This window comes from Acidiplasma aeolicum (assembly GCF_001402945.1).
GTDB lineage: Archaea > Thermoplasmatota > Thermoplasmata > Thermoplasmatales > Thermoplasmataceae > Acidiplasma > Acidiplasma aeolicum.
The window spans coordinates 1-13,215 of sequence record NZ_LKBG01000226.1; the positions used below are offsets into that span (position 1 = coordinate 1).

Below are 13,215 nucleotides of genomic sequence, written 5' to 3' on the forward strand. Positions count from 1 at the left end.
TTTTAAATGAATATAATTTAAAAAGAAGTGAAAATTTTCAAAGGCTTAATAAACTAATAAGCTCTGGTTTAAACAATTAACTATTAACACTCAAATTATATAATGCCATGAACATAAAAATATCTAAATATACTATAAACTTTAAATTCTAATTTTTCATCAAGCAGGAAAATTAAAAATTTTAAATTAAAAAAATAATCTATAAAATATTTGGGCTGTTTTCCCCAATTTTATTGATTAATCTTTTATTTAATGTAATTAATGGTATTAATAGTTTTATAGCCAAAAAACATGGGGTGGATTATAAATTATGATACGTATCTGAACTGATAATGAAAAGGTAGCATTAATACTTTCATTAAAGTTATGTATTTTTATTAAATTTAAAACTGAACAGGTTTTATTTATAATGACCATAAAGTCATCATTACCCATATTATCTCCATGTATCATCTTCCATAAAGTTTTGAAAGATCCATGGCAGGTAGGATCTAATATATTAAAATGCTTAAATAATGTTTAATAAATCTTAATAATTTATTAATCATAAAATTATATAAAATTTATAAATTCCATATTATTTTTGATTTCAATCATTTTTTTCCCTGATAGGATATAAAAATCATATAATATAAGCAAGACAGAATATAAATAAAATGCAAAATAAATCAAATCACTTGATGTGAAAATAATTATGAATGGAAATATAAATGGTATGGAAACTATTATCATAGGTGTTAATGCCTTCCTAAAATTGTTCATGACCAGTGAACTGTTAGGATATGAGGATAAATCAAGGGCCTGAAAGGGATAAGATATGCCAGAAATATATATTCCGGCAAGCATCATGGATGCGGGAATGGTTAAAGAGTATATTAATAACATTAGGTTAAAATTATCAGGATGAAATGAATAAACAAGGCCCATTGATAAAATAAGGGGGGACATCATCATGGGTATTGCCAGGGACCTTGATATCATGTAATGCCTTATGTATCTGCACGGATTCATGACTGAAAATGACAGCCATGCCCTTTCAGATGCCCACGGTGTGGCAATTCTGAATATTAGTGGATAGAATGTAAGCTCCCATGTATAAAGAAACAGCTCAAACCTTGGAATGCCTGTAAAATCAAAAATATAATTTAGCATAAAATATCCTGTGCCCAAACCTGCATATATTATTAACCAGAAATATATGTTTCTCGAAAAATGGTAACGTTTTTTGGATATGCCAAAAAGGTATACTGTGTTTGAATATATTGTGTTTAGCTTATATATCACATTTAATGGTTTTCCTCTTAAATTTCTTGATTTATATGTTTTTTCCGATGGTTTTTCATACATCAGGAAATCAAGTTTATAAGACCTTGAAAATATGTAATAGAATATTATAATAAAGATAACTATTGATGATGCACTTCCATATATAATATTTCCAAAAAATACTGAATTTATATTAAATTTATAATTATATATTAATGGGCTGAATAAATATATAATGAATAATATTAATGGATACTTTTTATGAATCATGTATGAGGAAATGTATGATAAACCAATGGATATTAGATATAACAATAATGCATCAAAAATTCCTATAATTATTTTATATGAATTAAGTGCAAGCCCTATTAAATATAAAAATATTATAAATACAATTGAATATTTTATGGATGAGAAGAAGAAATATGACTTAAACAGATCTTTCTTTTTCAATGGAATATTTAGGAGAAAATCATTATCTGACTGTATAATTATATTGCCGGACAAAAATAATGGGATTATTATAAAGGTTGATATGAGTACAATTACGAGATACCCCAGTATATAAGGCCTTTGAAAATTATATCTGAAATATAAAATATTCACAAAAAATGAAAATATTAAAAGAATCAAATAAAATATGTATCTTGGCGATTTCATTCTTGTTTTAATTATGAATTTTGTAAGGTTTGAAAGCACACAAATATAACATAAAATAAGATAAAAATTTTTTGGCGGAATACACAATTTTTTTTAAATTTACCATAAATTTAACCATTTCAATAAAATTATTACATTTGAAATGGTTTGTATATAAATATTATAATAATAGAAAATAGGATTAAAAAGTTGAGTTTAAAAAAAAATATTTTTTATATCCTTTTAATAATTTTCGGCCTACTGTATATTCTCGTGATAGAGCATTTTTCTTCCAAGGTATGAATATATTAAGCCTATTATAAGCCACACCACAAATGTTATGCTCGCAATTATAACCACAGAATTAATGCTTATAAAGCTTCCATAGAATACAAAGGCAAGAATAACTATGGATATTGCCGGAAGTATCACATCAGCAGCGATATTCAATTTAAGTTTTAACTTATATACAATTCCAGGAAGTGATGCATTTGCAATCATATGAACTGCAAGGGCACCAAGTGTTGAGGCTATTCCAGTGAATAAAAATGCGTTAAAACCGCCAAGGGTGACCACACTTACAGTACCTATTATAAAGGCTATGATAACCATTAATCCAGCCGCCCTGTGTGGTGTTCTTCTTTCTGAGTGCACGCTGGAAAGTATCCCTGGAAGAACATTATCCCTGCTCATTGAGAATACGACCCTTGACAGTGAGTTTGTGAAAACGACAGAATCGGTAAATAAACTGTTTATAAAAAAGGCTGTTATTATTATTGCACCTATTAACCCTATATAGTTCTTTGTAAGTATTATTCCGGGAACTAGTTCAGTAGAATAGCTTAACATATTTGCCGGACCCCAGCCCACTGTAAATGCATATGATGCAAGTATAAAGAACAGTCCAAGGACAACAGAAGAGGCAAGGACACCACGGCCTATGACCTTTTTTGCATTTTTTGCCTCCTCACCCAGAGGGGTGGCAGTTCCAAAACCTGTAAATGCAGTGTACATAAATAAAACTCCAAGCATAACACCTGTAAAGCCATGGGATGCATATACTGGTGTAAAAACAGAAAATGTATTTACGGTTGGCTTTGATATTATTATTATAATGCTTATTGCTGAAACAACAGCAACCTCAAGGCTGGCCATAACCATTGCATATCTCACAGAATTTTTTACCCCTGAGAATGAAACGAAGTAACCAAATGCCAGCACAATTATTAGCAAAATCACCCACGAATATGACGGTATGGTTATTCCAAATACCGATGAAAGCAATGCTGGAAGGAATATGGCTATACTCAAACCTATGAATGCCAGGGACATGACCTGATATAATATGTACATCCAGCCGGTATATATGCCCGCAAAATTTCCTAGCCCCTCCCTGGAATATGCATAGTATCCGCCGGCGCCGGCCACATGTCTGGAAATTCTGTTTATAATCACAGCATTAATAAATACAATTACAAATGCCACCACAGCTGATAGTGGCAGTGACCCGAGGGCAAATGCGGCAGAGCCCGTCAGGGTTGCAACTGCCGCACCAGCGGGGGCAGATCCAGCCACTCCCTGAAAAATAACATCATATACATTTAATGTATCTCTCTTCAATGTTTTTGCTGATCCTTGCATGATATCTCACCCCATAAATAAATCTGGATTTATGGTTATTGCAGGGAATATTTATGCACATTTATGTCCGTATATAATATTTTATTAAGGTCAGTTTTATTGAATTTTTTATGGTTATATATTTTTTTATATTGATTTTTAATTGCATGTAATTTTAATTTACTTAAATGTTTATTATGATAGACTATAACATGCATTGTTCCCTGTTCCATATATAGCCTATTCTGTATGCATTTATTGTATTTCTATGTATTTATTTTATTACAATAAAAATTTTTGAAATGTAACCAAATAAAACATACAAAATTTATTATTTATCGTTTTAATTTCCCGAAAATTAGGGATTTATACCATATTTGAAGGGGGTTCTCCGGATAAATTATTAGACGTGATATCCAGGTATCCATGCAGTTCGGTTATTTCAGTATTACATATTTTAAATTTTTATCAGTTTTCACCATCAATAATTTTACATTTAAATTTTGAATTTATATTCAGACTGTTCATAAATTTACTATTTTTCTTACATATTCATGGTTCTCAATAAAATATTTTCGTATCTCTAAAGCTGTTTTAAAGCCATTTAGATTAATATTCCAGAATAAGATTCCTAAATATTCTTATTATGTATGCATATATATGATTTCAAGGCCCAATTCTTAGGTTACCGGGATAATAAATTTAAATTCTTTATTGTTGAAAAAATTTTTCAAATTTTACATTATAAATTAAATCTTTTTTTGACCACATTTATAACATCATATATATTTACTATGGAAAAATCCTTATGATCTGCATCCTTTTTTGCACCATGGGTTACAAGAACCGCAGTCATACCAAGCCTTTTTGCGGGTATGAGATCATTATCGATATCACCAACCGCAACAGCATTATTGGCACTAACATTCATTATTTCCAGCGCCTTTAAATATGGTTCCACATCAGGTTTTCCATTTTTTACATCGTCCATTGTTACTATCGCATCAACATTAATTTTTAGCCTGCTGACCATGGCCCTTCTTGACGATGTTACTATGGCAATCTTAAATCCCATGTTTTTTAATTCTTTAAATGTTTTATCAACATCTGGAAAGAATTTTACGTAATTAATGTAATTTCCAAAATATTCCTCCTCACTTTTTTCTATATTTGGGTCCCTGCCATTAACTGCCTTGATGAGCATTGTGCCCGGATATCCAATTAATAATCTAATAATTTCCGGGTCGGTATCAATTCCATAATCATGAAGTGCCTGCTTCCATGCCTTAATTCTGTATTCCACCGAATCCCATATCGTGCCATCTAGATCAAAAATAATGCCATATGTTGGAATTCCCATTATTTGGTATTGAATGTATGTTATTAATTTTAATTGTTAAACAATCTTAATTTAATCAAATAAAATTCCATGAAATTATTTGATTATACAATATTATAAATATGCCTGTTTCAAATTTTCTCGCTTTTTGAAAAATTTTATCAAATAATACTATTAATACATTAGATATATTTATTAATACCAACTTCATTATTTTTTATGGAACCAAAAAAAATTTTTGATCTGTCTGTGGAAATTAAAACAAATATGCCGTGCTGGCCAACAAATCCACTTGTAAGGGTGGATCCAATAGGTCTCCTTGCCAGGGATGGTTATACCGTTGAGAAATACGAATCTGTCACGCATACCGGTACACATATTGATGCGCCCTACCATATGATAGACAATGGAACCACGGTGGATAGGATCCCTCTAACACAGCTTGCAGGTCCTGGATACTGCATCAGACCTCAATACGATGGGGATGAAATTCATGCAGATGCACTTAAAAAGATCTGGAAAAGGGAATATGATGGAAAAATTATACTGGTAAACACTGGATGGGATAAAAAAAGGGGTTACACAAAGGAATTCCAGTATGAATTTCCGGGATTTTCATACGATGCTGTTGACTTTCTTCTGGAACATAAACCAAAGGTTCTTGGTATAGATACGCTTGGAATAGACCCATATTCACATGCTGATTTTGGTGTTCATAAGGCACTGCTTGCAAAAAATATGGCGTTTATTGAGGATTTAACAAATCTTGATCTCCTTGAGGAGGGTAAGGAATACTTTGTTGTTGCTTTACCGTTAAAACTTTATGGAGCAAGCGGTTCAATGGCAAGGGTAATTGCCATGGAATTTTAATATTATTTTAAATAATCTTTATAAATTATATTTAATATATTTAAATAGTATGTCAATATCTTAAATTCATGGTCAGCGTTAAAAAAGATTCAGAAAAAAAGGTTTATGGAACATACAGCAACCGGTATTTTGATTCACCGGTGCCGGAAAATAAATTTCCAGAAAATGGAATGCCTTCCCAGGCAGCATATGAAATGATTCATCAGGAATTAAATCTGGATGGAATACCGGAGCTTAACCTTGCCACATTTGTTACAACCTATATGGAACCGGAAGCGGATAAACTTTACATGGAAAATGCCCATAAGAATTTTATTGACTCTTTTGAATACCCGCAGATAAAAAAGGAGGAAAATAGAATAGTGAATATACTGGCCAGGCTCTATAATGCACCTGAGGAAAATGAATTTATAGGTACCTCAACAATTGGATCATCAGAGGCAATAATGCTTGCACTTCTGGCGCATAAATGGAACTGGAAGCAAAAAATGAAATCAAAAAATAAGGATTATTCAAGTCCCAATATTGTATTTGGTGCAGACACCCATGTTGTGTGGGACAAATTTGCAAAATACTTTGATGTTGAACCGAGAATAGTGCCCATAGATAAAAAAACCATGGTATCAAGCCCTGAGGAATTAATTAAAAACATTGATGAAAATACAATAGCCGTTGGTGCCGTGCTTGGAACAACATTTACTGGAGCATTTGATGATGTTCTTTTACTGAATAAAATGCTTAATGAATATGAGGAAAAAACCGGAAATTTTATACCATTGCATGTTGATGCTGCCAGCGCTGGATTTATAACACCCTTTATTGAGCCCGATCTTCTATGGGATTTCAGGCTAAATCATGTGGCCTCAATAAACGTCTCGGGGCATAAATTTGGACTTGTATATCCAGGTCTTGGCTGGCTTATATTCAGGGATAAAAAGTATCTCCCAGAAGACCTTATATTTTATGTTAATTATCTGGGAAATGAGATGCCCACATATACCCTGAATTTCTCCAGGAGTGCATCAAATATTGCCGCACAGTATTACAATATATTACGAATGGGGATATCAGGATATAAAAGAATTGCAGAAAATATGATGGCAAATGCCCGGTATCTGGCAAGTGAGATTAAAAAAATGGATAACATTGAACTTGTAAGCTCAGCAGAACATATACCGGTAATAACCTTCAAACAGAAACATAAGGATGCCTTTGATCTCTTTGACCTATCATCGGAATTAAGAAAGTTCGGATGGATCATACCTGCCTACTCTCTTCCTGATAATGCCAGCGGTACTGTTTTAATGAGAATAGTTGTGAGGGAAAGCTTTTCAAGGGATATGGCTAATTTATTGATAAATAACATAAAACAGGCACTAAATAATATGGGAAGAAGGCAAAAATTTGAAATGAAATCACCTAGAAGGGGACATGCGGTTACCTAAAAGTATTCTAATATATTTTATATATTAAATAAATCATTAATGGGTCATTTAATGAAAATACTGGAAATTGCATACAAACCTCCAGAATTTGGCGGTGGGATTGAGAGATTCGTAAATGGTCTTTCCAAATATTTAACTTTAAATGGAAACGAGGTTTCCATTATGATTTCCGGGACGGAAAATAAGATATATATAAAGAATAATATTAAATTCATTCAGATTAAGGTTAAATTTCCTTATTTTAAAAAACTCATTTATAATATAAAAGTTTATTTTTATGTTAAAAAAAACATGAAAAAATATGATATGGCGCATATTAACGGTGACAATGGATGTTTTATTTCCAGAATTAATGATTTAAACAAAATCATGACCCTGCACGGAACATCACTATTTTCTGCCGGTGTAAAACAAAATTATACTAAAAAATCTGTAATTAAATGGGGTTTAATCCATCCAAATTTATTTTTTTCATATCTAATGGAAAGATATTCTGTTAGGCATTGCAACACTGTTATAACCGTATCTGCCAGTCTTTTGGATACCTTAAAAAAATTGTATTCTAAAAACGATATAACAGCGATTAATATTGGTATTAATACAGGTTATTTCAGGCCAGGAAATAAAATTCAAATTAGGCATGAATTAAACATGGAAAATAAAGTAATTTATGCACTCTGGGTGGGCATGTCTCCAGAGAGAAAAAGGCTTAATTTTGCCATAGAATTAATTAAAAATTCAAAAAATATACATCTTATATGCATAGGCAACACTGAAAAATATGCTGGTAATGATAGAATCCACATTCTGGGCCGTGTATCCGACGACATTTTATTAAAATATTATCAGGCCTGTGATTTACTTTTATTGCCATCTGTTTCAGAGGCTTTTAGCCTGACCATCGTCGAGGGGATGGCATGCGGTCTTGTTCCCGTGACGGGTAAAAACGTTTACATGCCCGGTCTTAAGAATAATATAAATTCGTTCATTGCCGGTACAGATGATGATTATAAAGATATAATAACGAAGATTGAGGATAAACCTGATATATTAATTAAAATGTCTGAAAACGCTATTAAAACGGCATATGAATATTCAGATGAGAAAACATATTCCAGATACCTGGATGTAATGCAAAAAATAGTATATAAAAAATAATTTATACAGAATTCTTATAGCATTTTTAATGGAATCAGATTTTATCTCTGTTATAATACCGTCATATAAACCAAATAATCTTGTATATAAGGCCATAGAAAGTGCATTAAACCAGTCTCTGGGCAGGGATTTTTATGAAATAATTGTAGTTTTAAATTATGAGGATCAAAAAATTTCAGAAATGGAAAATGAGCATTTAATAAAAGTTTTGCATGTAAATGATCTTTCCCTATCCTCAAAGTATATTGCTGCACTGAGGATCAGCCATGGAAATATTTTATCATTTCTGGATTATGATGATCTTTTTTACAGCAATAAACTCGAGTATGTATATAATAGCTTTAAAAATAATAAAAATCTGGTTTACTTTCATAATAGATGCACATTTATCAATGATGAGGGGAATAGCATTGATGAATATTATTACAGCCCTGATTTTAATTTATCATCAATTTCCATTAAAAAAGATATAATAAATATGGAATATCTATCAAAGGTAAGGGCCCTGTATGATACCTTTTTTTATTATATATCCCTTGACTCCGGTGGGGAAATAGAACTCAGCCGTGAATTTTTAACATATTATAGATTCCATGAAAGTACCAGCAATACAAATTTGCGTGGAATAGATAGATGGAAAATAAAAATGGAAACATATTTAAGATACCTGAATTCTCTGGAAACCATGTATAAATTTTTAAAAACCAAAAAGTCCCGGATGCTTGCCAGGGATTATATAATATCATTAAAAATAGAATTAAACATGCTTTCAGGGTTATTAAACTCAGGAATAAAATACGATCTGAACTATGATGATGTCCTTCACTGGCTTTCTGTGGCAAGCTATAAGGGAAACAGATTTCATTATCCATTTAAATTCATAAAAATATTTCAGTATAAACTTCCATTAAAATACAATAGAAGGGTTGAGGATTATCTTTTAAAGATATAGGAAGATATTTATAATGAACAATTGCATTCCATCTTATGGCCATGCCTAAAATTTTACAGATATGCCACGGGCAGATCATACCTGAATACATTAGTGCATATTCATTAAGATGCCATAACCTTCTTAAAAATTATGAAAATAGGCTTTTGGTTTCTGCTGGCGGGCCTGTGCTGGTTGATAAAAATATGGGTAATTCCAGGCAGTACAGGTCAGTTTTAATTATGATTATGTCCTATTTAAAGGGAAACCGGTCATTTGAAGTTTTTCTCTCCATGGGCAAATATTTACGTAAAAAATATGTCCATGAGGTTATAAAGGAAATTAAAAAAAGTGATATTATAATATTTGAGGGGCCCTGGCAGTATCAACTCTTCAGGCCATACATAAAAGATAAATTTATAATATACGATGCACACAACTATGAAACGGGGCTCAGATCTGGCAACCCCTATGAAAATTATGTCTCCAAAATAGAGCAGGAATTGTTGAAAAATGCGCATATGATATTATCACTTTCAGTAAATGATATAATGGAGTTCAAAAAAATTATAGATGAGTCCAAACTATTCTATATACCACTGCTAACTGAAAATAAAAATATAGAATGGAATGGTATGGAAACAAATAATATAGTATTTATCGGGTCCCTGTACCAGGCCAATATAGATGCTGTCAGGCATATTTTAGAAATGTCCGCAAAACTTCCTGAATTTAATTTTATTATAATAGGAAATGTAAAAAATTATAAATTTAAGGAGTCACAAAAAAATGTGAAATTCCTTGGAGTAATAGATGATGCCAAAAAGGATATGGTGTTAAGATCAGCATGCATGGCTGTTAATCCTGTGATCGAGGGCAGTGGAAGAAATTTAAAGGTCCTTGATTATCTTTCATATGGCATACCGGTGGTATCAACAAAAATTGGCTTAAGAAGCTATGAGGAATATAATACTGATAATAACATAATCATATGTGATATACAGGAATTTCCAGAAAAAATAAGATATTTATGTAAAAATAGAGAATTACTAAGGATACAGTCATTTAAAAGCCTTGAGATGTACAAAAAAATTATAAAGTCTGAGGGAAATATAAATACAGCTAAAATAATTTTAAATGAATATAAAAAATTAAATCATGATATTAATTGATCGTTCAATAAAAAATCCTCGAAATTATATTCATCCCTATTTTTATTTTTTATGGCCTGTAATTTTATTATTTCATTATCTAGAAATAATTTTATCTGTATTTTATTATTTTTATAATATAGAATTAATGGAAATTCCTCTGTGTATTTAAATTTAGCCCCAGGATAAATACCTAAAAGATGCCTGAAAGCCTCGTTGTATGCAAGCCTTACAATATCAGATTCTGGATTGTTTAATGTAAAACAGTTGTCTGATGTAAATATTTTAAAATAATTTCTATTTTCACCTGATTTAACTGTATATATTAATCCAGAATCTATTAAAGCGTTAAGGATTTGATTCAATTCATTTTTATTAAGTGCAAATCTATGCATTAATGATTGCATATTTAATTCCATTGCAGGGTTCTCAAGAAGGAATTTAGAGACATTAAAAAGCCTGTGCTTATTTATGCAGTACTTTATGGATAATCTGCCGATTATTTCATTGAGAAACATCATGGGATTTATGTCATCGTGAATATAAAAATCAATAAAACCGCCATGCCTTAGGTAATAGATTAAATCTTTTTTGAATCTTTCATTAACAGTTTTGTAATCCATTGGGGTATCAAAAACATCCAGGTGCCTTTCATGTAAATTGATTTTATTTTTTAAATCCAGAATTGTACAGCTATAACCTGAACGCAGTACGGATATGCCAGCTAGGGATGGTTTAACCATTATATGTTCTCCATCATGGACCTGCAAATAGGCTGGAATGCTGTGATTATACCTTCCAAATTCTGCTATGTAAACTTTTTCCTGAAATGCGGGCAAATTCTTTATTAGAAATTTTAAATCGGATTTATATGGAAAATCTTTATTAGATGCAGATTTAATTTGCACACATTTTATACCTTCAAGCATAGTTATTCTTTTATTATTTTATGGCTTATTAATTTTTCTGTAACATTAAGCCTGCTGTCGTATATCTTTTATATGTTAATATTAAAAATACATAAGGTTTAGCAGATTTTAATATATGTTTTGCATACATTATCGCTAAAAGTTATTGATATATTAATAAGGCATTGAAAGATAAGAATTACAGTAAAGAAAAATGTCCTATGAGATTCTAGGCATAATAACATTATTTTAGCCAAAAAAGAATTATTCAAAATACCTGTATTTTTTATACAATATTTATATATTTTTAGATTTTTATAAGTTTAAACCATCCATAATGAATGCCAAAAAGTAGGTACCCTAAATAAATACACAAAATATTATACACGGGCATGACCATAAACAGTATTAATACTGGAACCTGGTAAATAAAGTAAATAAAAAAATTTATTCTTCTTCCACATCTTTGAACGTGTGTGCCTCCTCATTTTCGTTTATTGTCTCATCCTCTATATATTCAAGAGATTTATCCTTTGTTTCTATTGCAAGTATGTAAAGTATTATACCTGCTATTACCGGCATTATTGTATCGAAAAGCACCGAATTAATCGGGCCCAAAAAGGCATATAGTGCAAAGGCACCAGCCGCTGTTGGGAACTCCCATAATTTGTCCCATCCCATTGATAATCCTCTGTTTCTTGTACCTCCAAGTTCGGCAGCAGGAACATATTGAAGGGTACCTATTGTTCCAACGTTAATAAAATAAAATATCGCAAACATTGACATTATAAGTGGAAGGGTGGCAAAATGAAGTGTAAATGCCACATACATTACTCCCATGGGTATGGAGCTTAATATAAACCCAGCGACGCCAATGTTTTTTCTTCCGATTTTATCTACTGTGATCATAACAATAAAGGTTCCTAAGAGTCCAAGGGCTGCACTTATAACAGAACCAAGTAATGATAAGGTGGATGTCGCGCCAAGATCACTAAGAAATTTTGGTTCATAAACAGAAACCAGGTTAATGGTCATTGAATAGGCTGTTCCAAGCCAGAATATGTAAATTAATGCCCTGGCATTTGGCCTTGAAAAGAATTTCTTTATATTATCCTTTATGGATGTCTCCTCGCCAAGGTCATTCTTATCGACGTTTACCTTTATTCCGTAATTATTGAGCCTCTTTTTAATACTTTTAACACGCTCTTCTTTTCCATTTTCCACTGCCCATCTTAAGCTTTCTGGCATTGATTTTCTCAGGAAGAATAATATAAATACTGGTATGGCAGCAGTTATAAATATGTATCTCCATGCAAGATAAACACCAACAAGTACTGTTAATGCAAGGCCCTCGCCTATTGCCAGTAAGGCTCCAAGTGTGAAAAAGAATTTTTGAAATGATAACTGCTTTCCACGATCTTTTATGGGTGAGTATTCAGATATTAACGGTAGGGCAGCAACATAGTCTATGCCTATAAAGAAACCCAGTAAAAGCCTGGAGAAAAAGAAGAATGTGCCTGAAAATGATATGGCACTGATCAGTGCAAATACGCCCATGCCTATTGTATCATATACAAACAGTGTTTTTCTGCCTATTTTATCAGAAAATATGCCACCTATCATTCCTCCGGCGCCAACACCTATCCAGTATGATGCAAGTATTAGTGAAGACATGATTGCTGATAGATGGAATAAAACTGCAATTGCCAGTAATGCCGTTGATGCACCAAATTCATTGAAACCATCTGTAAAAGGACCAACTGCAGCCAGTACTGAAAGTTTTTTCTGGAACTTATCCGTAACTCTATCATCCAAAAACTGGTAATCCATAAATATATAATAAATCATCATATAAAAAATTTATTAATTAATACTCAAAAAATTATAT

Annotated in this window: 10 protein-coding genes; 5 read left to right on the plus strand and 5 right to left on the minus strand. The window is 31.5% G+C overall.

What is annotated here, in order from left to right:
• Positions 1 to 552: 552 nt before the first annotated feature.
• The 3 genes from AOG54_RS05270 to AOG54_RS05280 all read right to left on the minus strand — a co-directional run bounded on the left by AOG54_RS05270 (position 553) and on the right by AOG54_RS05280 (position 4,885).
• On the minus strand, positions 553 to 1,965 hold the full coding sequence (locus AOG54_RS05270) for a hypothetical protein (protein WP_055032508.1): 1,413 nt from the start codon (positions 1,963 to 1,965) through the stop codon (positions 553 to 555).
• A 198-nt stretch (positions 1,966 to 2,163) separates the two neighbouring features.
• The gene (locus AOG54_RS05275) at positions 2,164 to 3,546 is read right to left on the minus strand and encodes an APC family permease (protein WP_054964384.1); all 1,383 of its coding nucleotides are present in this window, start codon (positions 3,544 to 3,546) and stop codon (positions 2,164 to 2,166) included.
• A gap of 721 nt (positions 3,547 to 4,267) precedes the next feature.
• The gene (locus AOG54_RS05280; protein WP_048101297.1) at positions 4,268 to 4,885 is read right to left on the minus strand and encodes an HAD family hydrolase; all 618 of its coding nucleotides are present in this window, start codon (positions 4,883 to 4,885) and stop codon (positions 4,268 to 4,270) included.
• Positions 4,886 to 5,083: 198 nt separating this feature from the next.
• Here AOG54_RS05280 and AOG54_RS05285 point away from each other — a divergent pair, with 198 nt between their 5' ends.
• From AOG54_RS05285 to AOG54_RS05305, 5 genes are all read left to right on the plus strand, one after another.
• Positions 5,084 to 5,734, plus strand: a complete 651-nt coding sequence (locus AOG54_RS05285) for a cyclase family protein (protein WP_048101296.1) — start codon at positions 5,084 to 5,086, stop codon at positions 5,732 to 5,734.
• A 68-nt stretch (positions 5,735 to 5,802) separates the two neighbouring features.
• Entirely contained in the window at positions 5,803 to 7,179 is a 1,377-nt protein-coding gene (locus AOG54_RS05290) for a glutamate decarboxylase (protein WP_048101295.1), read from the plus strand.
• 51 nt (positions 7,180 to 7,230) lie between these two features.
• A complete protein-coding gene (locus AOG54_RS05295; RefSeq protein WP_048101294.1) occupies positions 7,231 to 8,337 on the plus strand; it encodes a glycosyltransferase family 4 protein in 1,107 nt (368 codons plus the stop codon).
• Positions 8,338 to 8,365: 28 nt separating this feature from the next.
• Positions 8,366 to 9,289: a glycosyltransferase family 2 protein gene (locus AOG54_RS05300; RefSeq protein WP_052656714.1), complete on the plus strand. Its 924-nt coding sequence runs from the start codon at positions 8,366 to 8,368 to the stop codon at positions 9,287 to 9,289.
• 41 nt (positions 9,290 to 9,330) lie between these two features.
• On the plus strand, positions 9,331 to 10,440 hold the full coding sequence (locus AOG54_RS05305) for a glycosyltransferase (RefSeq protein WP_162200872.1): 1,110 nt from the start codon (positions 9,331 to 9,333) through the stop codon (positions 10,438 to 10,440).
• On the opposite strand, the gene AOG54_RS05310 is transcribed toward AOG54_RS05305, so the two are convergent.
• Both AOG54_RS05310 and AOG54_RS05315 read right to left on the minus strand, forming a co-directional pair.
• The gene (locus AOG54_RS05310) at positions 10,425 to 11,327 is read right to left on the minus strand and encodes a hypothetical protein (protein ID WP_156150289.1); all 903 of its coding nucleotides are present in this window, start codon (positions 11,325 to 11,327) and stop codon (positions 10,425 to 10,427) included. The genes AOG54_RS05305 and AOG54_RS05310 overlap by 16 nt on opposite strands.
• A 447-nt stretch (positions 11,328 to 11,774) precedes the next feature.
• Positions 11,775 to 13,157 carry an MFS transporter gene (locus tag AOG54_RS05315; protein WP_048101383.1) on the minus strand — a complete coding sequence of 461 codons (1,383 nt, stop codon included), beginning with the start codon at positions 13,155 to 13,157 and terminating at the stop codon, positions 11,775 to 11,777.
• Positions 13,158 to 13,215 lie beyond the last annotated feature (58 nt).